Here is a 25,899-nt window from a genome sequence, read left to right as displayed (position 1 = left end):
TTATATAAAACCATTTTAGTTACTTAATATCATTGTATATTGACTAACATATTTTCATACTCTAAAAACTCTTCATCAGTATATTTACATTTTTTAATATATAATCTAGGTAACTTTTCTGAGCTATGCTTCTCTTGATAAAGTAAATCAAACATTTCTAATTCTATTTTTGTATCTTCAAAAGTTAGAGTTGAATAATTAAATAGATCCTCAGCTTCTTGGGGCGCCATATGGACATAATATGATCCTTCTTCATTTTTCCAACCATTTTGCATACTTAATTGCATGCGTTCATGTAGAACGATATATAATTTAAAAGCATTAGGTGTTAATTTTATATAGCGATCGCTACACATTAAAACTTTAGGCATTTGGTAGTAGTCTAAATTTTCATTACCGTTATCCGTAAAAAATTGATCTTTCATGATTTACACCGCTTTCTATTAATATACTTGCGATTATATAATGCCATATTATTCCAAAATAATTTTTATAAAACTGTGAAATTCTCAATAGAAATAATACTTTACTATATATGCTCTAATACGCTTTTGTGAAAAATTTGTTGAAAGTTTGTTTTAGTACTAAGTTTATATTTTGGGGTCTTTCAGCGATTCTCCTCATAAAATATCCATACCATTCTTTACCAAAAGGCATGTAGACACAGACATTGTATCCTTTCTCTACTAATGCATCTTGAAGATTGGTGCGAAACCCATATAACATTTGAAATTCAAATTTACTTGTTGAAATATCATTTTCTTCTATAAAATATATAATTTCTCTTATTATATTATGATCATGAGTTGCAATAGACGTGAAAGCTCCATCTAATAAGTGCATTTTTGTTAATTTTAAAAAGTTATTATCTATTTCCTTTTTCATTTGAAACGAAATATTTGCACTTTCTTTATATGCCCCTTTGACAATACGTAACTTCATATTTTTATTTTGCTTTACATCACTTTCCGCTCTATATAAAGCTGCTTGGATTACAGTACCAATATTTGAATATTTCGCAGTGAGTTCATGTATAATATTCCAACTTGCTTCTATATGATTAAAGTCTTCCATATCGATATTTACAAATATATTTTTTTGGTCAGCATAATCAATAATTTTAGTGGCATTATTTAAGCAAATCTTATCATCAATATCTAAACCAATTTGAGTTAATTTGATTGAAATATGACCATTAAGTTCTTTGAGATATATTCTATCTATGACGTCTAAAATTCGTGACGTTGCCTCAATTGCATCTTTTTCGTAGTAAACAAATTCTCCCAAGTTGTCGATAGTTACAGCCACGCCACGATTATTTAATCTATAAATATTTGTTTCTAATTCAACTAAATTTGTTCCAGCTATAAATGAATGAATACCTAGCTTGGGTCCTAACTTCTTTGCTAGTTTATTTAAGTTACCACTTTGCGATAGTGAAAAGAGACACGATTTTATTACTGTCATAGAATTCCTCCTTATATAACATCAAGTTATTACTTTTAGTTCTATACACCACAAATGTCTTTGCTTTATATGTTAGATGTTATACCACTATTTTATAAAAATAAAATTCAAAGTAGATTATATAACACGGAATGTAAGATTATATGACATATGCTATATTTTGTGATGTTTCTAACTCAATCTTATTTTTGAAAATTTCACTCTTCCAAAAGAATTATTAATAAAAAAAGATTAGGAGCAGCGTCCTAATCTTTTTCAATCTGTTTATGTCCACCTAAAAGGAAGTTCAATATCATTAATTGTTCTGGTACTGTGTTCCGAGAAACTTCTGGGTGTGATGTAATCATCTTATCTTTCACGTTTATTTTATTAATGTTTTTTTCATCTATCCTGCTCGTTTCATTGTAATATAATGGAACTTTTTCACTACAAATAACATGTTTAATAAAATTATTTTGTTTACTCAAATTATTATTAATTGTTGGTACCAAGTCTTCCTTTCTAATATCCTTTAAAAATCTTCTGTCATTTTGTGCCAATTTACCACCAATATTCACAATTGGATCCACCGCTAATGTTTTTAAATCTAGAGCAGCACCATGATATATGGCACCTGTTCCCCCTTTTGACCCACCATATAACACGATATTTTCAGTGGCTATAGCTAATTGGCTTTGAACAGATTCAATTGCACCTTTAATATCACTTTCATATTCTGCATAGTTCGTAGTATTGATATAGTGTGAACCATGTGACACATTGATATCCATAATTCTCATTGTATACACATTTTTCACCAAGCTCTTTTCAATTCCATCAAAAAATTTAGGAAACATACGCTTAGGTATAAGCGAACTATCATACTCCTTAGCATTAGGCATACAAGTAAATATGACTAATAATTTCCTCGTTTCATCCTCATTCACTTTTCTTCCTTCAGGTGCATCAAGTGTATAGAATAAATGATTGAATTTGATGAGATCTTTTCTTTGAAATAATTCCTCTACATATTTTCTCTTGTAAAATTTTGATATTGTTTTTTGATGAAAATATAATATATAATCTTGCTTTAATAAATCCTTATATTGTTGATGAATAGCCGCTGTCTTCCGTGCTTTTTGTATATAGTTTTCTTGATTACCTGTATCTATTAAAATTCTTTTTTGATTTTCAAAATTAATCTGTTCATCTAGTTTATATACTTTATTGGACTCCATGAATACAACCTCACTATTTTCATTTCACATTAAAAACTTGATTTAAAATTTTTGCTGATGAATTGGATTTATCATTTTTCATTAATCTACTTGTCATTTTACTGTAATCAATTTTTTTAATTCTTGTTAATTGATTTGCTAATTTTTTTTCATTGAAAGTGACTTCTGGAAACTTACCAACCTCATTGATATCAAAATAAAACCCTACTTCTTCTTGATATTTGTTTGTATCTTCTTGTAATAAGAAAATAGGCTTATTTAAATGTGCATAATCAAAAATAGTTGAAGAATAATCTGTAATCATTGCTTCACATAGTATATATAATTCTTGAATATCTACAAACTCATTATAGAAACAATGTATTCTTGGATCTAAGTTATTATATTTATTTCGTAACCTTGACTCATTCGGATGTAATTTAACAATAATTTTATAATTTGAAGGTAAAAACGCTAATAAATCTACTAAATTGATATTGGTAATACTATCTCTTTGACCATTTCTCCACGTTGGACAATAGAGAATATACTTAGTATTTTCATCATTTTGAAATAGATACTTACTCTGAATTCTAAGCCATTCTTGTTCATTGTTACTATTAATTAAATATTCATTTCTCGGTGCTCCTAATTCTAATACTTTTAATCGATTATTGATTTCCAATTTAAATGCGGATTTTAGTAATAAAGTATTTAAATCAGATGACGTTATCAGATAATCCCATTTATTCATTCTTGGTAAAAATTTTGATAGTTGAAGATTTTTTTCTTTCTTGTCACTCAGATCATTCACCATTTTTTTGAGGGGAAAACCGTGCCATGTCTGTACAAAAATTTGATTACTATGCTTATATACATTATCTAATGAATTACCATTCATGAATACATATTTACAAGAGCGGAATATTTTTTTATAAATTGCACTACCAAACCTAACTGGTATCAATCCACTATTTCTAATTTCTATATCTACTAATGAATTAACTGAACTTACATATACTTTTTTATCTTTAAAGTTTTTCTTAATCTGTAAGGCAAGATATTTAGGATCACCACTAAAATTACTTCCATGAAAAGACTCAATAAACACTTTATTTTCTTCAGGTTCTATACCATCCATAATCTTCTTCTCTAATTTATTTTTCCGATAAATATATACTTTCTTCATCCCGTTAAAGAAAATATTGTTATTAAATAGTTTTTTAAATAAGACGGTTTTCTTTAAATTCTCATATAAATCTCTTTTTTGATCTAAGTTATGAATTTTACTAGTATTTGTCTTCTTAGGCTTAATTTTAGGCACACGTGCTTTTTTAACATCAATAATCTTAGCTAAATTCTCATTATTCACACTATTCACGTTATTAAGATATCTACGACATAGTCATCATTTGCAAAGTCTATTTGTAAACGTTGTAAATCTTTCGCTCTCTCACTACGCGTATATTTACCTTCAAATACTTGTAACAATTGTTCGCTATCTTTACGAAAATCCTTACTTAAAAATGAAACAGCATTATATTTCTTATATATATCTTCCAAAACGTTATCATCACCTGCATATATAAGTGCCTGATTGCCATTAGCCACAGTTTCTAAAATTGAATACCCTAATGTCTCGTATGGAGATGTTGAAACATAAATATAATTCAAAGGCTCACGCTCATTAATATGGATATTATCCTCAAGATTATAATATTCAACTAAATTTTTATATAAGTTTTCAGAAGGCCCGTAACCTACAATATATAACTGAATGTCATTTTTATATGTATTTCGCTTTATATAATGAATTAGTTTAATTACATACGAGATATCTTTCACACCATCTTCAAATCTTGATTTGATTAACAAATTTCGCTTTGTATTTGAAGGTATATTTGTAAGTTCAATGTGTTGCGCATTCACATATTGATTAAAAACCGCTTTATAATTATATTTGTGTTCAAATTGTTGTTTTATTGATTCTGTACTTACGCGTATACAATCAATTGTATCTAACGAGAGATCAATATCATCATTGATATATTCAAGTGGTCCATGTATTTCTCCCACGACCTTTAAATTACTATTATGTTGTTTAACAATTCTAGAATATTTAAATAAATCTTCCCTAGTAATAATTAAAATATCTCCAACTGATAACTCATCATAATCATAACTCTTAAAAACTTTAAAATCAGAAGAATTAATATCTTCATGTATAATTAATTTTGTAATTTCACTTGCTTCAAAATCCAAGCTATTAAAATATTTAACTTCATGCCCTTTTTCCAAAAAGGCTTTAATTAAATTAATATTACTTCTTGATGTCCCTCCTTTTGCGAAGATATTAAAACCTAATATATTGATTTGCATAACCTTTGACTCCCCTTTTTTATTCAAATTCCTTAAATTATAAATAATCTCCTCCTATATATATTATAAGTATCTTTTTATACATCATAATATATAATAATTATTAATTCTATACATATAAGTATATTATTGACAAATACTTATAAATTGAAAAAAGTGTAAACATCTCTATTTAATCGATAATATAATTTTATTATACCCTAAATATTAAGATAAACTTAACAATAATAAAATATTTAAAAATAATCTCTACTATAATATTAAGCATTTTGTTAAACGCTTATAAAATTTATTATAGAAAAGATTTTGTAATGAAATATGAATTAATATAGTTACAAAGTCATATTTCTTTTACTTATTTTAGAAGAGTATTTTTGTTAATAATTCTACATATAAGCATTGGGTTCAAGTCAAAGTCTACTAAATTTATTTTCAATTTAAACATATGTATTATATAATTATAAAAAAGCTATATGAAAGAGAGTTTTATTACGTATGAAATCAGCATGGATTGTCTTCATCGAACATATTAAAAATGCTTATCTCATTAAAAGATTAGCTGAATTTCAACTAAGAATTTCTAATCATAATAATTACTTAGGTATCGCATGGGAATTAATTAACCCCGCTATGCAAATTGCAGTCTATTGGTTTGTCTTTGGACTAGGGTTTAGAAGTAATAAAATGATGGAAGGTGTGCCATTTATTTATTGGCTAATGGTCGGTATAAGTATGTGGTTCTTCGTTAATCAAGGCGTTCTCGAAGGTACAAAGGCAATATCTTCAAAATTCAATCAAGTCGCAAAGATGAAATTCCCACTATCAATTATACCGAGCTATATTGTATTCAGTAGGTTCTATGGACATATGGGGTTATTAATCATTGTAATGCTTCTTTGTTTAGTTGGGGGCTATCATCCAACTATTTACACCTTACAGTTATTGTTATACATCCCTTTTGCGTTAATATTAACAATGGCCATCTCTTTAGTTACATCAACATTAGGTGTCCTTATTAGGGATACACAAATGATCATGCAGTCACTAATGAGAATCATTTTCTTTGTTTCTTCAATATTATACTTACCCACCAACGAAACAGTTTTAACTGTTATGAAATTTAATCCTATTTTTTTCCTAGCAGAAGGATATCGAGCAGCAATATTGCACCATGAGTGGTTCTTTATCACACATTGGCATTTAGCAGTTTATAATTTATGCCTAGTGATCGTGTTATTCATATTAGGTTCCATACTACATATGCGTTATCGAGACCATTTCGCAGATTATATGTAGGGTTAATGCTATCATGTCACTAAAAAAAGCACATACAGGAATTCATTAAATGAATTCCTGTATGTGCTTTTAGTTAAATACTTCATTTACAACACGTTTTGTTGCATTACCATCTTCTAAATTACAGTACGTTCTATAAAACTTCTCATACTTTTGTTTGTAGTCATCATTCACTGATTCAATATTATTAAGTGCATTAAAAAGCGCGTCATTTGATAACAGTAATGGACCAGGCAATTCATTATATACATCAATATAAAACCCTCTCAACATACTTTGATATTTTTCAATATCATAAGTAAAGAACAAAATGGGCTTTCTAAGATTAGCATAATCGAAAAATACTGAAGAATAATCCGTAATCAATAAATCGCTAGCTATATATAAGTCATTAATATCATTATATTTAGAATAATCATAAGCAAAACCTTCAAATCCAGTTAAATCCATGTTGTCAGAAATAAAATAATGCATTCTTAATACAATGACATAATCATTTCCAAACTCTTCTCTCATACGTTGTAAATCTAATTGTAGCTTGAATTTATATTTTCCTGCTGAATGGAATTCATCGTCTCTCCATGTTGGTGCATATAAAATAACTTTTTTAGATTTTGGTAAATTCAACTTTTCTTTCACTTCATTTTTATATTGAACAGTATGATTCGTCAATATATCATTTCTTGGGTAACCGTACGTTAATATTTGGTTTTTAGGATACATAAAGGCGCTCTCAAATATCTCTTGGCTATATTGATTAGCAGCGATTAAATAATCCCATTTTCTTGATTGGTTATAAAAATCTTTTTTATAATTTTTATTAGCTGACGTTACATTTTCCATATCAAAAACTAAGCGTTTCAGCGGTGTGCCATGCCACGTGGATAAGATGACTTGTTCTTCTTTTTTATGCAACCATTTAGGTTGTCTCATGTTTAGTACAAAATATTTTGATAAAGTAACATAATAAAAATATTTCCAGCTAAACCTTTTTATTATTCTTACATTTTTATGTTTAAATTCATGTTCATTTTTTACAATATCTTGATTGTTAAGTACCCATATATGCTTCCATTTATTAGGTTCGTTCTCTAGTAAATACTTAAATATCGCCTTAGGACTATCTGAATAATTTTTACCTAAAAAGCTTTCATATAATACGGTGTTTTCTTGTATAGGTAATCTTGTAAAGACATTTTTTTGTATTTTCTTTTGTCTAAATCTTTGGTTTTTAGGCTTAGAAAATTGATACGCTTTATAACCTAGTACTCTACTTTTACTAAACATAAAAGCCGTTTTAAATTTACCCTTTTCAATTGCATTCATTTCATAAGAATGTCTTTTGCTTAATTTAAAGTTTGCTGATTTAATATTTAAAATAGTATGCAATTCACGATATATTTTACTTACTTCTGTATATGATTCGGTAAATATTGGACTTTTCACTACTTTGTATAAGTAATCATTAATAGCAGTGATTTTTAATTGTCTTGCCATTTTTAAATTCTCACAAAAAGCCAATGCTTCATTTATAGCTTGGACTCTTTTTAATAATCTATCATCATGTTCTTCTTGGGTAAGTGAAGGATAATTAATCGAATCATTATGAATATACTTATAATATAATTTTGTAGTTGTTTGCTTTATATTTGATGTATGGTTATATAATTCAATTAAAAATGGAATATCACTATATAATGTATTTTCAGATTTGAACTTTAATTGATTATCAATTAAAAATGATTTTTTAATTATGAAGCTATGTACTCTAAATTGGTAATTCAAACGACTGAGATAATTAACTGGTTTTACATGCTCAGATTTATGACTAATCATTTGGTTTTCAAAAAAACCATTTATAATTTGCTTTAACTGTACATCATCAACTGAAATACTCGCTCCATTCATAACTGCTTCCAATTTAGAAAATGCCTCACCATCAAAAAAGACACGCTTATTCTTTTTTAAAGTTGATGTTTTATCTAAATTAGTTTTAGTAATTGCAAATTTAAATACATCTGTATTATCTTTCGAAGCTTCGATTATCTGTTTTGCATAAATCAAAGCATTGGGATGTAAATAATCGTCCGCATCCATAAATATTAAAAACTCACCTTTAGCCTGTTCTAGCCCTAAATTTCTATAATCTGTAAGTTGATCAGTCTCTGACATCTCAAGCGTTCTCATGTTTAACTGAGTATGACGCGTAAGTGTCTGTAATCTTTCTGATTTATTATGAAGAAACAAAACTTCAAAGTCTTGGTATGTTTGATTATTTAGACTTTCTATACAATTTTCTAAAAATCTTTCGTTGTTCCCTTTATCCTTAAATGGAATAATTATTGAAAAATCCATTGTTTTCCCTCTTTCTTGTAACAATATTTCATATTGAATCACTGCTTATTTTTGTATAAACACAATGTTTTATATTATATCGCTATAAAAAGTTAAATACAATATATTTATATAATATTTCTAAAAGTTTAATATGTGTAAAATTTCGTATAAATATAAATAACTAAAAAAACTTCAGCTATTTCACATAATTAATTTGTTTAAATATATATATTGTATACGTTTTCATTAAATATAAAATTATATTAATAAAATTAAATAATGCTTATTAATCCTTCTTCTAAAAGTGAGGTGATATTTGCACAAATAAAAAAGCATATACCTCATGTATTGAGGTATATGCCGTTATATCGATATTCACTAGTGCGATGTTTAATTATTATCTGTAACTTATATAGATTCACTTTGTGATGCTAATTTTTTATCTTCTTTTCTTGAAATAATTAAGGCACAAGCAGCATCACCCGTTATGTTTACCGATGTTCTTGTCATATCTAACAATCTATCTATACCTAATATAATACCAATAGCGGCTGGATTTAAACCAACTGCATTTAATACCATCGCTAGCATAATAAGTCCTACACCCGGCACGCCCGCTGTGCCTATGGAAGCCACAACGGCAATAACTACAACGGTAGCTAATTGTCCTATAGATAGTTGGGCTCCTGATATTTGCGCAATAAATATTGTTGCAACCCCTTGCATTATTGCTGTTCCATCCATGTTAATGGTCGCTCCCAAAGGTTGAACAAATGATGCTATTTCAGGTCTAACACCCATTTTTTTAGTACAATTCATCGAAACAGGTAAAGCTGCATTAGAACTTGAAGCACTAAAACCAATGGTAATGGCTGGTAAAAAACCTTTAAAGAACTTCAATGGACTATAATGTCCTAATAATTTTACCGCTGATCCATATACTACAAAGAAATGAATAAAGAGTGCAAGTAAGACGATGAAGAAATACATGCCTAACTGCTGAATGGCCCCAAATCCCGCCCCTGTAAAAGCATGTGCAACCAAGCCGAAGGTTCCTATAGGTGCAAATATTCTCATAATCATTGTAATAATGTACATGAGTATTTCATTTGTTTGTTCAAATAGCCTATGCACAATTTGAGCCTTGGATCCTACCATGATTATGCCAATACCAATGAATATTGCAAAAGTAATAATTTGCAACATATTGCCATCAGTCATAGCTTGAATCGGATTTTTAGGAAACAAATTGATCAATGTTTGGTCAAATGTTTGTTTTGCTGCCGATCCTTGTGAATTGTCTTTGTTTAATGTTTGTTGATAACTCGAGACGTCTTCGCTTTTTAATAAATCTGATTTACCTTCCCCTGGTTTAAATATTAATGCCAATGCTATACCAATAATAATTGCTAAAGCTGTAGTCGTTAAAAAGAATGAAATTGTTTTTAATCCTATGCCTCCAAGCAATTTAGGATCGCCTACACCAACTACGCCTAAAACGATAGATACGAATACTACAGGTACTACTAACATAAAGATTAAATTCAAGAATATTTGCCCAATTACATTGAATAGGTATTTATCTACATTTGCTACAAACCCTGATTGTACAAAAAGATTACAAACAGAACCTACTGCAATACCTAAAACCAATGCTATGACAATTTTTATTGAAAGATTCTTTGTCTTCATAGCAACATCCCCTTTATTTTGTTAACTTTTATTATATAGTAAAAGTTTACATTTTACATCAAAAGTTATTAAAAACAAAAAAATGCTATGTATTCATAATGATATACGTAGCATTCCTCTTATTATATTAATTTATTTTCCATCGCATATATTGCTGCTTGAGTTCGGTCCGACACTTGTAGTTTACTGAAAATATGACTTACATGTGTTTTCACTGTTTTTTCTGACACAAATAAAGCTTCTGCGATTTCTTTATTTGTTTTTCCTTTGGTCATCTCGGCTAATACTTCTGATTCACGCTTTGAAAGTTTGTTTGTGAAGTGTGGCTTTTTGCTTACTGTTTCGATTACATGTTGCGCCTGAGGATGAATCATTTTATCACCTGCTATGACTTTCTTGATAGTTTCAATGAGCTGTTCAGGCTCTACATCTTTCATTTCATAACCATCTGCACCTTTATCAATCGCAGATATCACATGTTCATCATCAACATAGCTAGTCAGTACTAATATTTTCACATTAGGATATTGATCCTTCATAATTTCTGTTATCTCTATGCCATTCATTTCCGGCATTACTAAATCAAGTAATACAATATCTGGCACATCACCGGTCTTTAAATAATCCAGAAAAGATTTACCATCTGAAAAGCCACCAATGACCTCGATATCATCTACGGTGGAAAGCAAAAATTCTAAACCTTGTCTTACGATGTGATGATCATCAACAAGTATAATTCGATGCATATCTATCTTCCTTTCAATCATCTATAATGGTACAACTATATGGATACAAGTGCCCATTTGAGGTTGTGAGACAATATCTATTTTACCATGTATCATTTTAGTACGTTGTCTCATATTATTTAATCCGTGTGAGTATTGATGCTGTGCTTCTAACACATCAAACCCTTCCCCGTAATCTTTAATTTCAACATTTAAACATTGTTTTTGTTGTTTTAATACTAAATCAATTCTATGCGTCTTCCCATGTTTTTTAGTGTTGTTCATTGCTTCTTGGATAATGCGATAAATATTTTCTTCAATCAAATTAGGAAGGTTAATTAAACCTTCTACTTGCACATTCAATTCAAGTTGCAGTAATTCACTATATTTTTTTAAAGCATTTACAAGACCTTGTTCTAATCCAACGGGTTTCAATTGCCAGATTAAAGCTCTCATTTCATTTACTGCTTGCTGACTTGTTTGTTCAATCATTTGAAATGCCTCTTGAGATACTGCTTCCTTTGACATCCCGTAAGCTGCATGTGCAGTTAATTTTACTGAAAATAGCATCTGGTTTACTGAGTCATGTAAATCTCTCGCTAAACGATTTCTTTCACTAATACGTGCCGCTTCTTTTTCTTGATCTGTAAGTAAAATGCGCTTGATTGCTGAACCAATTTGAAATGCTACCGACTCTAATAACTCTAAATTTTCTTCACTATAGTGTGTTGTATACGGTGTAGCAACATTTAATAAGCCAAATTGCTCATCTCCAGATCTAAGCGGTACTGTTGCATGATGGGTAATCCCATCTGTTTCTTCATGATATGCTCGATTCGCTAAATTAATACGAGAACAATTTATAATGTTAGAAGCTTTAGTTAATTTTTTATTTTGATAGGCTTGGACACACCAACATGTACCTTCGCGCATATATTTACAATTATGCTTCGATAAAGCACCAGGTAAGTCCACATCAGAAATCAATTCATGTTGTCCTGCTTCATCAATAAAAAAAATCCAACCCGTTGAAAATTCACTACCTTCAATTAAGGATTTCAAAGCACCATACATCATACTATATGTTTCAGTTTCTTCATTTAAGAACTCTGCAATTTCTTTTAACAGTGCAAGTCGTGTTGGTTTTTCCATATAACCCGTCCACCCTTTTTCAAATCACTTTATCTACATTATACAGTCTTATTCATAAATTGAAAAATACTGAAGGTATATCTTTAATCAGCATCACTGATGAGTCATAATAAATTTTATAGAATTACTATGACTAATATTTTTAACCTTGAGTTTATGGTATGATAATATATGATAATCGAGGAGGATACTATGAAATTTGAAATCCCTAATAAATATAATCAATTAACTTTGAGAGAAATTTTTCAGCAGTTGCATTTACCTAAAAAGGACTTGCATAATTTAAACATGTCTAAAGCAATAACGCTTAACGACGTACCCGCAACACTCATGACTAAGGTAAAGACAGGCGATATCGCTTATATACCAACACCTGAAGAAGTAAGTAACTACTTACCAAGTTACCGTTTTGCACAGATTTACTACGAGGATGATGACATTGCTATCGTAATGAAACCTAAAGGTGTGAAAACACATCCTAATGATTTAAAAGAAAGCAATACTTTAATGAATCATGTCATTTACACAGTTAAAAGCGATTATGTTGAGCCAATTCATCGCCTAGACCAAGAAACTGTTGGGCTCTTAATTGTTGCTAAAAATCCATTAATGAAAAAGATTTTAGATCGTATGCTAGAAGAAAATGAAATAGACCGTATCTATAAAGCAAATGTGCATAGTTTATTACCTATTAAACCACAAACTATAGATCAACCTATTGGTAAAGATAAATTCCATTCGAATAAGCGTAGAATCTCACCTACTGGACAAACTGCAATTACACATATCATTAATTCTAAAATGATTAAAGAAGACGTCTGTGAGTTAGAATTAAAATTAGATACTGGTAGAACACATCAAATTCGTGTTCACTTAGCTGAAATTGGGCATCCAGTTATCGGTGATCCTTTATATGGTAATTCGACGTTAAGACAACTTCAATTAAATAGTTATAAAATAGAATTTACACATCCTCTAACACAAGAAGCAATTTCTGTAAGTTTAGATGATGAAATATAAGTCCAAAAACATGATAAAAAAGCCAATCCCTAATATAGAGATTGGCTTTTTTATTTTTATTTTGGTTCAACCATGTCTGCTGGTTTGATCCATTCATTAAATTGTTCTTCAGTAACGTGACCTGATTGAATTGCCGATTCTTTTAAAGTGAGCCCTTCACGATGTGCTTTTTTAGCTATACTCGCTGCATTTTCATAACCAATATGAGGATTTAATGCTGTAACTAACATTAATGATTGATTTAAATAGTTATCTATATTCTCTGGTATTGGTTCAATACCCACAGCACAATTATCGTTAAATGTTTGCATACCATCAGCTAATAAGTAAATGGATTGTAATGTATTGAGTAAAATGACGGGTTTGTATACATTTAGCTCAAAATTACCTTGTGAGCTTCCAATGCCGACTGCTGTGTCATTTCCCATTACCTGTACAGCTACCATAGTTAACATTTCACATTGCGTTGGGTTAACCTTACCTGGCATTATAGAAGATCCTGGTTCATTCTCCGGTATGGACAATTCGGCTAAACCTGCACGCGGACCTGAAGCTAACCATCTGACATCATTAGCGATTTTCATTAAGTCTGTTGCTAATGCTTTTAAAGTACCATGTAATTGTACAACTTCATCATGTGCTGTTAAGGCATGAAATTTATTTTCAGAAGATACAAATGCATAGCCTGTATTCTCTGCTATAAATTTAGCTACCTTATCTCCAAATTGGGGATGCGCATTAATACCAGTTCCAACCGCTGTACCACCAATGGCTAAATTCAAAATATGTGCTTTAGACTCCCCTAAAAGCGTCTCACATTTGTCCAGCATGTAACGCCAACCACTGATTTCTTGACCTAAGCGAATAGGTGTCGCATCTTGTAAGTGTGTACGTCCAATTTTAATAATATCATTAAATTGTTCTTCTTTTTCTTTAAATGTGTCTCGTAATACTTTTAAAGCTGGTTCTAATTTCGTCTCTATCTCATTATATAACGCAATATGCATCGCTGTTGGAAATGTATCATTTGAACTTTGTGATTTGTTAACGTCATCATTAGGATGGATTGATTCATCACTGCCTTGTGATTTTAAATATTCATTAGCAACATAACTTACTACTTCGTTAACATTCATATTGCTTTGTGTACCACTACCAGTTTGCCATACTACTAATGGGAAATGCGCATCTAATTCTTTATTAATGACACGATCACATGCATAAACAATAGCGTCTTTTTTAGCATCAGACAACTTGCCTAACTCATGATTTGCTAATGCTGCGCCTCTTTTTAATTGTGCAAATCCATAAACTACTTCAATAGGCATACGTTCTTTACCAACAGGAAAGTTACGTTTACTTCTCTCAGTTTGAGCACCCCAATATTTATCTGCAGGTACTTCTATTTCACCAAATGTATCATGTTCAATTCTAACTGACATTTCTAATTCTCCCCTTCATTAATCAATATTCAATCTAAGTATAGCATTAATTATTTTACAGGGGCAATTGTATTATATAGCGTTTTCATATTCTCTATAATACTGTCATCCTTATCTCTCTAACAATGTATTTCATTCACTAAAAAAACCGTATAAGCCTTATGACTTTTACGGTTTCTTCAAATAATATCCCTAATGTGCTTTAGTGATATTCACTTTTGTAAATTGTGCTTTCGCTGCCTGAATAATGCCTATAGCAGTCAATATTAATAATATTGCTCCAATCACCATGGTTATCGGGCTAATGGTAACTAATACCCCTAATATCCCATTCAAATGGTTGTAAAAGTTACCTAGTGGCTTAAATAGCATAACCGTAACCACAATACAACACAACACACTAATAATTACACCTGTTTGATTACCTTTTACAAAAGTTGAAGCATTGACTTGATCCACAAGCCCTCGTGATAAATTTATCTGTAATTTTATAATTTTAAATAATACCGGTAAATAAATAGCTCCAATTGCCATTGGAAAACCTTTGATTGAAATCAAATTAACAATAACAGCACTTATCATGATGTATTTCCAATACTTACTTAACATATGTATAAGTCTCCTTAAATCTAATAATGACTTAATAATAACACATTCACTTTTAAGATGGCATGTGTTTTTATATTTCATCAACATGCTATGTCCTATTTCCAATTATAACCATTGCTGAGTAGAATTTTATAGAAAAACCCTTTAATGAATTTGTTATTCACAAAGGGTTGTTTACATTTATTTATTTAAATCAGAACGAACAGCTGAATCATGTGATTTTTCTAGTTTATCTTCATCATTTTCTTCAGAAATTTGTTCCATTTGCTTACCTAGTTCTACTACATCATCAAAACCATCAACCATTTCATTCTTTGGTTCCGCTTCTTTAGCATGTAATTGTTCATTGCTATTATCGTTTGTCACTTGAATCACCTCACATCATAATTTTATGCAAAGCGTGCTGTGAAATAACGTCTTACATCTTCTGGTAAGCCTTCTGCTGCCGCTTCATCTAAGACCACATTAACCATACGGTGTGCTTTTAAATCAGAAGGTTCAAAGTTTGTTTTACCATTTTCTTCATATAATCTATGAACGACTTCTTTTTTATCACTACCTGTGATGATTAAAATGACTTCACGGGCTGAAAATAGGCCTTGTTTTACACTGACATCCAATTTACCGTTCGTATCAATTGAAAGTACTTGTGTCACTAGCTTACCTTTATTTTCTTTTGTTTTAATTTTATCACCAATAAATGACTCTGTATCTTCGCTAAAACTCACATTATAAATTTGACCTTCAGGAACTCCTAAAGCTTCAAAGTATGATTTATTATCATCATAGTCCAAAATATTAATTTGACTAAAATCTACAGCGTGCTTATCTACATTTTTCTTTAATTCATCCAATACTGGTGAATTATCTTTGGAAAGGTGTACACCTGCAATTGTAGTAGGGTTGTTGTTAAATTGCTTTCTTAAAATATCTGCAGCATACTCCGCTACACTAGTTTCATTTTCTAATACTTTAAAGTTCATTGCCATAGTAATTACACTCCTCTTGTTCTATTAGACGCGCTTTATCATTATTTTTATAAATACCCTTGACGCTTGGGTTATAAACCATTTACATACTTAATCTCACAGTTTATATCATATGTATATAAACATCATTCTAAGACTTACTACTATTATACAAATCTCTAACAAGTTTTTCATTCTTTTACAATAATTATTAATCTAAATTTGGAAAACTTTGTTGTCTTAAAGCTTCATATATAAGTAAAGATGCAGTATTCGATAAATTAAGCGATCTAATATTTTCATTCATTGGAATACGTAACGCTGTCTCATGATATGCTTCTTTAACCCAATCAGGTAAACCAGTTGTTTCACGACCAAATATGAAATAATGATTTTTTTCTAGATCTGTAAAATCAAAATCAGAATATGTTTTCTTACCAAATTTAGTAATTAAATAATATATACCTTCTGTAGATTCAAAAAATGCTTCTATACTTTCATGATAAGTAATATTAACTGAATCCCAGTAGTCTAAACCTGCACGTTTTAACATTTTATCATCTGTACTAAATCCTAATGGTTTAATTAAATGTAAATTAGTATATGTCCCAGCACATGTACGCGCAATGCTACCTGTATTTCCTGGAATCTCTGGTTGAAATAATACTATATGGTTTGTCATTCTTTTATTCTCTCCTCGTTTCAAGTCCTTTTAACATTTCCTCTTGGACCTCTTCTAATTCATTTTCATAATGTTGTTCTATAAAGGGTCTAGCTACATTGCCTTGGATTTGCCCAATAGCCCAATAAGCTGTACCTCTAATCATTGGTCTCGGGTCATTTAACGCGACATCTTGTAACTCTGGTATAGCTGCTTCTTCTTTAAAATGCGCTAAAGCGATAATTGCATTACGTTGAATAGGTTTTTTACCTCTCCAAGCACCAGCCAAGTGACCATACGTATTTTTAAATTCTTTATTACTCATTTTTAATAGCGGCACAAGTCTTGGTTTTAATATGTCAGGTTCTAAAATGATGTCATCATGTTGTGTGTTAATACCTTTATTTTTGGGACATACTTGTTGACATGTATCACACCCATACAGGCGATTACCAATTTTATACCTATATTCATCTTTTAAATAACCTTTAGTTTGAGTTAAAAAGCTAATACATTTTTGGCTGTTTAGCTGTCCATCTCCAACCAGCGCACCAGTTGGGCAGCGATCAACGCAAATTGTACATTCTCCACAACTATCCATGAGTGGATCATCAGGAGCAAAAGGTATACTTACTAGCATCTCTCCTAAATACGTCCAGGTACCAAAATCAGGATTAATTACAAATCCATTTCTCCCTATAAATCCGATTCCTGCACGTTCTGCGACAGCTCTATCAGATAAAACACCTGTGTCAACCATAGATTGAATTTCAACACCTTCTACTCTGGATTGAAGGTATTCAGCCAACTTATCTAACCTTTTCCTCATTATTGAATGATAATCTTGTCCCCAAGAAGCTCTGGCAAACATGCCTCTTCGATCTCCTCGAACACTTTTAGGTGCCCCTTTTAATCTATTTGGGTAACCCACTGCAATTGCTATAATAGATCTTGCAGTAGGTAATGTTAATTTAGGTTCCGTTCTCAATCCTATATCAGATTCCTCAAAACCTGATGCATAACCTTTTTCATGATAATCAACCAGTTTCTGCTTTAATTCATCAAAAGGGTCGGCAGTTGTAAAACCAATACTATCAATACCTATAGAATGGGCATAGTCTATGACATCTTGTTTTAATTGCTTTAAATCCATTTTCTTACACCCCACATTAAAAACATACATTCTACATTTTAACACATTACTATGTTTTAAGAGAATTGGATACATTACTTTTTAAAATTTAGCATAATAAAAAACCAAATAGAAGTGTAAGTAATGACATCACTTTTAAATCCTTCTACTTGGTCTTTCATTTTTTTATAAAACTCTCGACAAGAAATTTTTCGTTCTTTCGTGTTGTTGATTATCAAAAATCTCTTGAGGTGTTCCCGATTCAACAATCACGCCATCTGCCATAAATACAACCTTGTCACTTACATCTCTAGCAAAATTCATTTCATGAGTAACAACTACCATAGTCATTCCTTCTTTTGCTAGATCCTTCATAACCTTCAATACATCTCCTACTACTTCAGGATCAAGTGCAGAGGTAGGTTCATCAAATAGCAATACTTCTGGATTCATAGCCAAGGCTCTAGCTATAGCTACCCTTTGTTTTTGTCCACCTGATAATTGGGCTGGATATGCATCAGCTTTGTCTTCCAACCCTACTTTTTTTAACAGTCCACGTGCTTCATTTTTTAAGTTAGTTGTACTATCTTTTTTCAACAAGCTTGGCGCTAAAATAACGTTATCTATTACTTTTTTATGTGGAAATAAATTAAAATTTTGGAATACCATCCCCATTTGTTGACGTAATTTTTCTAATTCAGTATTCTTACCATTTAATTTGTTTTCTTTGAAAATAACATCACCGCTCGTAGGTGTTTCCAAAAGATTCATACAACGCAATAGTGTACTTTTCCCACTTCCTGAAGGGCCTATGATAGCGACTACTTCCCCTTGTTTAACTGTTAAATCAATACCTTTTAGCACTTCATTTTTACCAAATGACTTATATAATTTTTTAATATTAATCACTAACTTTCAATCTCCCTTCAAAGAAATACATAATTCTAGACAATGTAAATGTCAGGATAAAGTATAATACCGCTGCAACTAATAATGGTGTGAATGGATCGAATGAAGCTCCTTGCACCACCTGAGCATTGAACATAATTTCACTCACACCAATAACAGATACTATTGATGATTCTTTAATTACAGTTACAAATTCATTGCCTAAGGCTGGTAATATATTTTTGACAGCTTGCGGTAAAATAACAGATTTCATCGTTTGCCCATAACTCAAACCTAAACTACGTGCTGCTTCAGTTTGTCCCTTATCAACGGCGTTAATTCCTGCTCTAATAATTTCAGCAATATATGCTGAACAATTGATAACGAGCGCAATCATACCACATATGAGTGCCGAGATATTTAATCCTAATACTGCAGTCGTTCCAAAGTAGACTAAAAATACTTGGACAAGTAAAGGCGTACCTCTTAAGAACTCAATGTAGGCGGATGCTAACCATCTCAACACTCTGAACTTGCTGAGTTTGAGCAATGCAATCACAGCTCCAAACACCGTGCCAAGTAAAACACCTACAATAGATATAAGAATCGTGTTTTGTATCCCTTTAACGAAAAAGTTGCCATATTTACTAAAGAAATTACCATCATCTTTTTTCATTGCATTTGCAGCTGATTCTTTATAATCTTTGATTAGGTTTTTATCTTTAACATCTTTGATTGTATTATTAAGTTTCCCCATTAATTCAGGTGAATGCTTAGGTGCAGCAATTGCTGTGCTTTTTTCACCATCGTTAAATTTAACACCATCAGCAAACATTAAATCTTTATTTTGTTTTAAATAAGCCTCAGCCACCGGACCTTCAATAACCATTCCACTTACCTTACCACTTTTCAATGACATGATAACTTCTGGCACTCTAGTCAAAGACTGTATCTTGGCATTGTCAATTTCCGTTTGTGCTATTTTCTCTTGTTGTGTTTGTTTTTGAACACCAATTTTCTTATTAGCAAAATCATCTATATGCTTTAATTGGTCAGATTCAGACTTTTTAATAATCATTTTTTGACTTACCGTCATATATGGATCAGAAAAGTCCACTTCTTTCTTACGTTCAGGTGTGGGTGTCATACCTGAAATAATCAAGTCAACTTTTCCAGTTTTAATAGCACCTAACAAACTATCAAATTGCATATTAACGATTTTAAGTTTTAAATTGTTATCTTTTGCAACTTTTTTTGCTAATTCTATATCAATGCCTGCATATTCAGATTTACCATTAACATTATGTTCAAATTCATACGGAGCATAATCTGCAGATAAGCCGACCCTTAATTCTCCACGTTCTTTAATTTTATCCCATTGGTCTTCTTGTTTAGCATTTGCATCAGGATTTATGTAAAACATTGTTGCACTCACAAGAATAGTCAAGATCAAAAATAATTTCCCAAGTTGTTTCATCTTTCTAAACCCCTCTCTATATAATTAATTATTATACATAATAACGCAATAATATTCAATATGTTTTTTGTGTGACCAGAGTAAATATAGTAACATTTTCAAAAAAATAATTAATTATTCATTATTTATGTATAAAAAACGATCTAATTATTTAAATTAGATCGTTTGACTTTATTGCTTAGGTATTTCAAATTTATAAATTTCATCAGAATAGCCTCTCAACATTTTTTTACATAGTTCATGAACAAAAAATGCAGAAACAAATGGAATAATTAAATACCCAAAGACCAGTAAAATAATATTCATCGTAGGATCTCCAGTCATACGATTAAATGCATTGATGGGTCCGACTAAACCTGTATAACCAAAACCTGCTGACATAGGTGTACCTTTAATTCCAATAAAATAAGCAACTAAGCCACCTATTAAACCATTTATCATTAAAGGTACGGCTATAATTAAGTGTCTAAAGTAAACAGGGATCATCATTTTTGCTGCACCAATGATGAGCACTAAATTAACGCCTGCACCATTGATTCTTATAGAGCCAAATAAAAATGTCACACATGCAGCAACTATTCCCATATTAGCCGCGCCACTTCCTAAACCTGACAATCCTATTGCAGTTGCAATCGCAACCACTGAAATGGGTGTAACCATCAATAACGAATATGTAACACAAATTAAAATAGACATGAGTAATGGGTTAAGTTCTGTGAATGAACTTACTATATGGCCTAAACCTTTTGTAACTTTAGATACATAAGTTAATGTATACAGACTTATCATACCACTTAACACAGGTATGATAACCGGTAATACTATCATTTCTAAAGAACCTAGTTTATTTTGTAGTAATAAATATAAAAAACATGAAATAATAACAACTAAAATAGTATTGATAATATCACCTATACCACTAAGTATAAAACCGTCAGAAGTAATTTTAACAGCGCCACTACCTAACATAGCAGACATGCCTACCATTGCAGCACCTGCACCATTAAATCTAAATTGATGCGCAGCTAAAATACCAATGATAAATGCCATAAATGATTGAATCATAACTACAAATTGGTAGATAGTCTCCAATAAATGATTACCATCTTTAAAGAACTTCAGCAACTCTCCTAATAAGGCGTTGGGAATGAGCGCAATGACAACGCCTGCCCCTACTGCTTGAAGTATATTACTAAAAAATTGCTTACCTGTAGTTTTACTCGTTTGAGTTTGGATTGCTTTATTTTTAACCATTAATTAATTCCTCCAAATACAACATTAGACTAATAATATTATATTTCAGATAAAACTACAATATTTAGTTTAGCTTAACACTAGATTAAATGTATCTCCGCGACCATAAAAACATTTAAATTCATTACTAGCTTTATGATCATAAAACAACTATATAATAAATCATATATACAAATTAAATAGTAAAATCTTATTGTAATATGTATGTAAATACAAAAATGCTTCTATATAAGAGCTACATCTTGATTTATTGTTAAAAGTAAAAATTTGATATTTACTACATTCATGTACTCATAAGACACTTTAAGCATAGGCTATTAAATTCAGCCAAAAAAAAGAAACCCCATACTCATGAGATTTCTTTTAAGCGATGATAGTCATTTAAGACCATCCATATACCGGTGGTCGGGATCGAACCGACACTCCAAGAAGGAACGGGATTTTGAGTCCCGCGCGTCTGCCAATTCCGCCACACCGGCTCAATTACTCCATATTGAGTAATATTAATAATATATATGGTTTATTAACTAAATGTTATAAACATGTGCTCACTACCAAGCAATATATATATTATATTACGAAGCGCTTTTGTCGTCAATAGATTTCTTTAAAAAACAGTGAAATCACTAGGTTTGATCTCTTATTAGCTATAATAAAATAATGAAATTTGTCACTATTAACATACTATATAGAAAATATTTCTGTAAGTTGTGATACATGCATTAGTAACTTATCTTTAAATATGAACCTTGATATACTCTACTATCACTTGGTGTTGTGCTATAATTTTCAAAAATAATCTCCTTAGACATTTATGTAAGGAGATTATTAACAGTATATTAATCTAATATAGTTTGATTTTCTTTTTCATGAATCATTTGCGTAATCTGATTGTATTCATTCATTACCGCAACTTTTGGTGAATATGTAGCAAGCTCTGCTTCATCTAATTGCGCGTATGTCATTATAATAACGACATCATCAACTTCAACTAAACGTGATGCAGCACCATTTAAACATATTTTACCGCTACCTCTTTCGCCTTCAATAACATACGTTTCAAAACGTGCGCCATTATTATTATTTACAATAGCAACTTTTTCATTACCAAGAATATCAACTGCATCTAAGATATCTTTATCAATTGTAATACTACCTACATAATTTAAATTGGATTCTGTAACTCTAGCTCTGTGGATCTTTGCATTCATCATAGTTCTAATCATTGTGAAATCGCTCCTAATATTATATTTACGTACGCCGTGCTTTGATAAATCAGAATATAAAGAAATTTATAGATATTAAAATATTCATGTTTTACTCTTCAATTGTGGGGTATTATCATCGCACTTTAATTATAATACCACGCGATTCAACTCCCAAACATTGTACCACGCCTATAACACTAAAGGTAATCGCTTTCATAATGCTCTAAAGAACCATTTTATTAGCTTTCATATAAGACCCATTCTTTAAATATACTCTAAAAGTGTCAATTTATTATTTAAATATAATAAGTTGATGTAAGAAAGCTTAAATATTGTATTTATACTACGATTTAAATTTTTAAAAAATATTAATAAAAAGATAGAAAATTTTTTATTCTCTTCTGCTTTATTAAAAAAGGGTAAAAAAAAACTCCCACCATGGAAGTATGAATGGAGCGGAAGATAGGACTTACACCTATACCTTGTTCCGGGAAGGAACGTATTCTAAGAATTGAACTACTCCCGCATGAGATATTAAATAAATATGGAGCGGAAGATAGGACTTACACCTATACCTCGTTCCGGGAAGGAACGTGTTCTAAGAATTGAACTACTCCCGCATGGGATATTAAATAAATATGGAGCGGAAGATAGGACTTACACCTATACCTCGTTCCGGGAAGGAACGTGTTCTAAGAATTGAACTACTCCCGCATGGGATATTGAATAAATATGGAGCGGAAGATAGGACTTACACCTATACCTCGTTCCGGGAAGGAACGTGTTCTAAGAATTGAACTACTCCCGCATATTCATGGAGGCGGCAACCGGATTTGAACCGGTGATAAAGGTTTTGCAGACCTCTGCCTTACCACTTGGCTATGCCGCCAATAACTAACTGGGCTAGCTGGATTCGAACCAGCGCGTGACGGAGTCAAAGTCCGTTGCCTTACCGCTTGGCTATAGCCCAACAATATAAAGGGCGGCTGATGGGAATCGAACCCACGCGTGTCGGAACCACAATCCGATGCGTTAACCACTTCGCCACAACCGCCATGGCAGGGGCAGTAGGAATCGAACCCACATCAAAGGTTTTGGAGACCTCTATTCTACCGTTGAAATATGCCCCTATTAAATTATTATGGTGGAGGGGGGCAGATTCGAACTGCCGAACCCGAAGGAGCGGATTTACAGTCCGCCGCGTTTAGCCACTTCGCTACCCCTCCAAAGGAAAGATGGTGCCGGCCAGAGGACTTGAACCCCCAACCTACTGATTACAAGTCAGTTGCTCTACCAGTTGAGCTAGGCCGGCTTGCATAAAAAAATTAAAATGGTTCAGGACAGAGTCGAACTGCCGACACATGGAGCTTCAATCCATTGCTCTACCAACTGAGCTACTGAACCATAATGGCGGTCTCGACGGGAATCGAACCCGCGATCTCCTGCGTGACAGGCAGGCGTGTTAACCGCTACACTACGAGACCAAAATTATGAAATTGCGGGAGGCGGATTTGAACCACCGACCTTCGGGTTATGAGCCCGACGAGCTACCGAACTGCTCCATCCCGCGATAATAATATTAATGGCGGAGGAAGAGGGATTCGAACCCCCGCGAGCCGTTAAGCTCCTGTCGGTTTTCAAGACCGATCCCTTCAGCCGGGCTTGGGTATTCCTCCAAAAATATTAGATAAATAAATTATATTAAGTTTTATAAAAATGGCGGAGGAAGAGGGATTCGAACCCCCGCGGGCCGTTAAGCCCCTGTCGGTTTTCAAGACCGATCCCTTCAGCCGGACTTGGGTATTCCTCCAAAATTATATGGACCTTGCAGGATTCGAACCTGCGACCGAACGGTTATGAGCCGTTAGCTCTAACCAACTGAGCTAAAGGTCCTGAATATAATTTACAACTAATAATTAGTGGCGGTGGAGGGGATCGAACCCCCGACCTCACGGGTATGAACCGTGCGCTCTAGCCAGCTGAGCTACACCGCCGTTGTATTTTAGTTTGTATTAAATATGGTGGAGACTAGCGGGTTCGAACCGCTGACCTCCTGCGTGCAAAGCAGGCGCTCTCCCAACTGAGCTAAGCCCCCATATATGTATTATTTTAGGGATATCGGGAAGACAGGATTCGAACCTGCGACCCCTTGGTCCCAAACCAAGTGCTCTACCAAGCTGAGCTACTTCCCGTAAATAAGTGCGCCCGATAGGGGTCGAACCTATAACCTCTTGATTCGTAGTCAAGTACTCTATCCAGTTGAGCTACGGGCGCTTCATTAATAAAAGATGGTGCCGAGGACCGGAATCGAACCGGTACGGTAATCACTTACCGCAGGATTTTAAGTCCTGTGCGTCTGCCAGTTCCGCCACCCCGGCAAAAATAATGGAGCAGAAGACGGGATTCGAACCCGCGACCCCGACCTTGGCAAGGTCGTATTCTACCGCTGAACTACTTCTGCATATGCGGGTGAAGGGAGTCGAACCCCCACGCCGTGAGGCGCTAGATCCTAAGTCTAGTGCGTCTGCCAGTTCCGCCACACCCGCGATATAAAATTAATGGTGAGCCATAGAGGATTCGAACCTCTGACCCTCTGATTAAAAGTCAGATGCTCTACCAACTGAGCTAATGGCTCTTAATAATGGTGCCGGCCAGAGGACTTGAACCCCCAACCTACTGATTACAAGTCAGTTGCTCTACCAGTTGAGCTAGGCCGGCTATTAAGAATAAATAATGGTGGAGGATGACGGGTTCGAACCGCCGACCCTCTGCTTGTAAGGCAGATGCTCTCCCAGCTGAGCTAATCCTCCGAATATATTGCCTGGCAACGTCCTACTCTCGCGGAACGTAAGTCCGACTACCATCGGCGCTAAAGAGCTTAACTTCTGTGTTCGGCATGGGAACAGGTGTGACCTCTTTGCCATTGTCACCAGACAATGAAATGTATGAAATTATACATTCAAAACTAGATAGTAAGTAAAATTTAAAAGTTACCA

19 protein-coding genes, 27 tRNA genes, 1 rRNA gene and 1 pseudogene are annotated in these 25,899 nt (G+C 32.4%); 2 read left to right on the top strand and 46 right to left on the bottom strand.

Annotated elements, in window-relative coordinates; all coding sequences use genetic code 11:
- Positions 1-29: 29 nt before the first annotated feature.
- From QMO72_RS05150 to QMO72_RS14155, 4 genes and pseudogenes are all read right to left on the bottom strand, one after another.
- On the bottom strand, positions 30-425 hold the full coding sequence (locus tag QMO72_RS05150; protein WP_069822670.1) for a replication initiator protein A: 396 nt from the start codon (positions 423-425) through the stop codon (positions 30-32).
- A 115-nt stretch (positions 426-540) separates the two neighbouring features.
- The gene (locus QMO72_RS05145; protein WP_103268176.1) at positions 541-1,467 is read right to left on the bottom strand and encodes a proline dehydrogenase family protein; all 927 of its coding nucleotides are present in this window, start codon (positions 1,465-1,467) and stop codon (positions 541-543) included.
- Between the two features lie 245 nt (positions 1,468-1,712).
- Positions 1,713-2,684: an accessory Sec system protein Asp2 gene (locus tag QMO72_RS05140; protein ID WP_103268091.1), complete on the bottom strand. Its 972-nt coding sequence runs from the start codon at positions 2,682-2,684 to the stop codon at positions 1,713-1,715.
- A 19-nt stretch (positions 2,685-2,703) separates the two neighbouring features.
- Positions 2,704-5,042 (bottom strand): annotated as a pseudogene (locus QMO72_RS14155) (CDP-glycerol glycerophosphotransferase family protein).
- Positions 5,043-5,537: 495 nt separating this feature from the next.
- On the opposite strand from QMO72_RS14155, the gene QMO72_RS05125 reads away from it, so the two are divergent.
- Positions 5,538-6,338, top strand: a complete 801-nt coding sequence (locus QMO72_RS05125; RefSeq protein WP_103268063.1) for an ABC transporter permease — start codon at positions 5,538-5,540, stop codon at positions 6,336-6,338.
- Positions 6,339-6,407: 69 nt separating this feature from the next.
- Here the strand turns inward: QMO72_RS05125 and QMO72_RS05120 are convergent, their stop codons facing one another.
- The 4 genes from QMO72_RS05120 to QMO72_RS05105 form a co-directional block, all read right to left on the bottom strand.
- Positions 6,408-8,693 (bottom strand): bifunctional glycosyltransferase/CDP-glycerol:glycerophosphate glycerophosphotransferase, encoded by a 2,286-nt coding sequence (locus QMO72_RS05120; protein ID WP_286093246.1) that lies wholly within the window; start codon positions 8,691-8,693, stop codon positions 6,408-6,410.
- Positions 8,694-9,083: 390 nt separating this feature from the next.
- Positions 9,084-10,367 carry a dicarboxylate/amino acid:cation symporter gene (locus QMO72_RS05115; RefSeq protein ID WP_103267369.1) on the bottom strand — a complete coding sequence of 428 codons (1,284 nt, stop codon included), beginning with the start codon at positions 10,365-10,367 and terminating at the stop codon, positions 9,084-9,086.
- Positions 10,368-10,489: 122 nt separating this feature from the next.
- Positions 10,490-11,113, bottom strand: a complete 624-nt coding sequence (locus QMO72_RS05110; protein WP_103267370.1) for a response regulator — start codon at positions 11,111-11,113, stop codon at positions 10,490-10,492.
- Between the two features lie 21 nt (positions 11,114-11,134).
- On the bottom strand, positions 11,135-12,244 hold the full coding sequence (locus QMO72_RS05105) for a GAF domain-containing sensor histidine kinase (RefSeq protein WP_103267371.1): 1,110 nt from the start codon (positions 12,242-12,244) through the stop codon (positions 11,135-11,137).
- A gap of 192 nt (positions 12,245-12,436) precedes the next feature.
- Between QMO72_RS05105 and QMO72_RS05100 the strand changes: the two genes are divergently transcribed.
- On the top strand, positions 12,437-13,264 hold the full coding sequence (locus QMO72_RS05100; protein ID WP_103267372.1) for an RluA family pseudouridine synthase: 828 nt from the start codon (positions 12,437-12,439) through the stop codon (positions 13,262-13,264).
- A 56-nt stretch (positions 13,265-13,320) separates the two neighbouring features.
- Here QMO72_RS05100 and fumC read toward each other — a convergent pair whose 3' ends face one another.
- From fumC to rrf, 38 genes are all read right to left on the bottom strand, one after another.
- Positions 13,321-14,706: a class II fumarate hydratase gene (fumC, locus tag QMO72_RS05095; protein WP_103267373.1), complete on the bottom strand. Its 1,386-nt coding sequence runs from the start codon at positions 14,704-14,706 to the stop codon at positions 13,321-13,323.
- A 192-nt stretch (positions 14,707-14,898) separates the two neighbouring features.
- The gene (locus tag QMO72_RS05090; RefSeq protein WP_103267374.1) at positions 14,899-15,315 is read right to left on the bottom strand and encodes a hypothetical protein; all 417 of its coding nucleotides are present in this window, start codon (positions 15,313-15,315) and stop codon (positions 14,899-14,901) included.
- A gap of 180 nt (positions 15,316-15,495) precedes the next feature.
- Complete coding sequence (locus tag QMO72_RS05085; RefSeq protein WP_073504140.1) at positions 15,496-15,681, bottom strand: SAS053 family DNA gyrase inhibitor; 186 nt, start codon at positions 15,679-15,681, stop codon at positions 15,496-15,498.
- Between the two features lie 23 nt (positions 15,682-15,704).
- The gene (locus QMO72_RS05080; protein ID WP_069822683.1) at positions 15,705-16,304 is read right to left on the bottom strand and encodes a sugar phosphate isomerase family; all 600 of its coding nucleotides are present in this window, start codon (positions 16,302-16,304) and stop codon (positions 15,705-15,707) included.
- Between the two features lie 190 nt (positions 16,305-16,494).
- Positions 16,495-16,965, bottom strand: a complete 471-nt coding sequence (gene trmL, locus QMO72_RS05075) for a tRNA (uridine(34)/cytosine(34)/5-carboxymethylaminomethyluridine(34)-2'-O)-methyltransferase TrmL (RefSeq protein WP_103267375.1) — start codon at positions 16,963-16,965, stop codon at positions 16,495-16,497.
- 4 nt (positions 16,966-16,969) lie between these two features.
- Positions 16,970-18,097 (bottom strand): tRNA epoxyqueuosine(34) reductase QueG, encoded by a 1,128-nt coding sequence (gene queG, locus QMO72_RS05070; RefSeq protein WP_103267376.1) that lies wholly within the window; start codon positions 18,095-18,097, stop codon positions 16,970-16,972.
- A gap of 165 nt (positions 18,098-18,262) precedes the next feature.
- Entirely contained in the window at positions 18,263-18,985 is a 723-nt protein-coding gene (locus QMO72_RS05065) for an amino acid ABC transporter ATP-binding protein (protein WP_103267377.1), read from the bottom strand.
- A complete protein-coding gene (locus tag QMO72_RS05060) occupies positions 18,978-20,441 on the bottom strand; it encodes an ABC transporter substrate-binding protein/permease (protein WP_103267378.1) in 1,464 nt (487 codons plus the stop codon). The genes QMO72_RS05065 and QMO72_RS05060 overlap by 8 nt, the downstream gene beginning before the upstream one ends.
- Before the next feature lie 171 nt (positions 20,442-20,612).
- Positions 20,613-21,695, bottom strand: a complete 1,083-nt coding sequence (locus QMO72_RS05055) for a PTS sugar transporter subunit IIC (protein WP_103267379.1) — start codon at positions 21,693-21,695, stop codon at positions 20,613-20,615.
- A 396-nt stretch (positions 21,696-22,091) separates the two neighbouring features.
- Positions 22,092-22,174: transfer RNA gene (locus QMO72_RS05050), tRNA-Leu, on the bottom strand.
- 360 nt (positions 22,175-22,534) lie between these two features.
- A complete protein-coding gene (gene panD, locus QMO72_RS05045) occupies positions 22,535-22,921 on the bottom strand; it encodes an aspartate 1-decarboxylase (RefSeq protein WP_046837925.1) in 387 nt (128 codons plus the stop codon).
- A 433-nt stretch (positions 22,922-23,354) separates the two neighbouring features.
- Positions 23,355-23,429 (bottom strand) — tRNA-Gly (locus QMO72_RS05040).
- Between the two features lie 19 nt (positions 23,430-23,448).
- Positions 23,449-23,523 (bottom strand) — tRNA-Gly (locus tag QMO72_RS05035).
- A 19-nt stretch (positions 23,524-23,542) separates the two neighbouring features.
- A tRNA-Gly gene (locus QMO72_RS05030) sits at positions 23,543-23,617 on the bottom strand.
- Between the two features lie 19 nt (positions 23,618-23,636).
- Positions 23,637-23,711 (bottom strand) — tRNA-Gly (locus QMO72_RS05025).
- A 7-nt stretch (positions 23,712-23,718) separates the two neighbouring features.
- Positions 23,719-23,792, bottom strand: a tRNA-Cys gene (locus QMO72_RS05020).
- Between the two features lie 9 nt (positions 23,793-23,801).
- Positions 23,802-23,873: transfer RNA gene (locus tag QMO72_RS05015), tRNA-Gln, on the bottom strand.
- A gap of 11 nt (positions 23,874-23,884) precedes the next feature.
- Positions 23,885-23,957: transfer RNA gene (locus QMO72_RS05010), tRNA-His, on the bottom strand.
- 2 nt (positions 23,958-23,959) lie between these two features.
- Positions 23,960-24,033, bottom strand: a tRNA-Trp gene (locus QMO72_RS05005).
- A gap of 12 nt (positions 24,034-24,045) precedes the next feature.
- Positions 24,046-24,129: transfer RNA gene (locus tag QMO72_RS05000), tRNA-Tyr, on the bottom strand.
- Between the two features lie 10 nt (positions 24,130-24,139).
- Positions 24,140-24,215 (bottom strand) — tRNA-Thr (locus QMO72_RS04995).
- 19 nt (positions 24,216-24,234) lie between these two features.
- A tRNA-Phe gene (locus QMO72_RS04990) sits at positions 24,235-24,307 on the bottom strand.
- A gap of 4 nt (positions 24,308-24,311) precedes the next feature.
- Positions 24,312-24,387: transfer RNA gene (locus QMO72_RS04985), tRNA-Asp, on the bottom strand.
- A 12-nt stretch (positions 24,388-24,399) separates the two neighbouring features.
- Positions 24,400-24,473, bottom strand: a tRNA-Met gene (locus tag QMO72_RS04980).
- A gap of 13 nt (positions 24,474-24,486) precedes the next feature.
- Positions 24,487-24,579 (bottom strand) — tRNA-Ser (locus tag QMO72_RS04975).
- A 41-nt stretch (positions 24,580-24,620) separates the two neighbouring features.
- Positions 24,621-24,713 (bottom strand) — tRNA-Ser (locus tag QMO72_RS04970).
- Positions 24,714-24,722: 9 nt separating this feature from the next.
- Positions 24,723-24,796, bottom strand: a tRNA-Ile gene (locus tag QMO72_RS04965).
- Positions 24,797-24,823: 27 nt separating this feature from the next.
- Positions 24,824-24,897, bottom strand: a tRNA-Met gene (locus tag QMO72_RS04960).
- Between the two features lie 25 nt (positions 24,898-24,922).
- Positions 24,923-24,998, bottom strand: a tRNA-Ala gene (locus QMO72_RS04955).
- A gap of 23 nt (positions 24,999-25,021) precedes the next feature.
- Positions 25,022-25,095: transfer RNA gene (locus tag QMO72_RS04950), tRNA-Pro, on the bottom strand.
- 8 nt (positions 25,096-25,103) lie between these two features.
- Positions 25,104-25,177 (bottom strand) — tRNA-Arg (locus QMO72_RS04945).
- Positions 25,178-25,192: 15 nt separating this feature from the next.
- Positions 25,193-25,281: transfer RNA gene (locus QMO72_RS04940), tRNA-Leu, on the bottom strand.
- Positions 25,282-25,289: 8 nt separating this feature from the next.
- A tRNA-Gly gene (locus QMO72_RS04935) sits at positions 25,290-25,364 on the bottom strand.
- A gap of 3 nt (positions 25,365-25,367) precedes the next feature.
- Positions 25,368-25,449 (bottom strand) — tRNA-Leu (locus tag QMO72_RS04930).
- 13 nt (positions 25,450-25,462) lie between these two features.
- Positions 25,463-25,538: transfer RNA gene (locus tag QMO72_RS04925), tRNA-Lys, on the bottom strand.
- Between the two features lie 7 nt (positions 25,539-25,545).
- A tRNA-Thr gene (locus QMO72_RS04920) sits at positions 25,546-25,621 on the bottom strand.
- A 16-nt stretch (positions 25,622-25,637) separates the two neighbouring features.
- Positions 25,638-25,713, bottom strand: a tRNA-Val gene (locus tag QMO72_RS04915).
- 9 nt (positions 25,714-25,722) lie between these two features.
- Positions 25,723-25,837 (bottom strand): 5S ribosomal RNA (gene rrf / locus QMO72_RS04910).
- Between the last annotated feature and the right edge of the window lie 62 nt (positions 25,838-25,899).

This window comes from Staphylococcus casei (genome assembly GCF_030294405.1).
GTDB lineage: Bacteria > Bacillota > Bacilli > Staphylococcales > Staphylococcaceae > Staphylococcus > Staphylococcus succinus.
The sequence above is the reverse complement of the archived record's forward strand: the minus strand, read 5'-3'. Positions and strand labels throughout refer to the sequence as shown.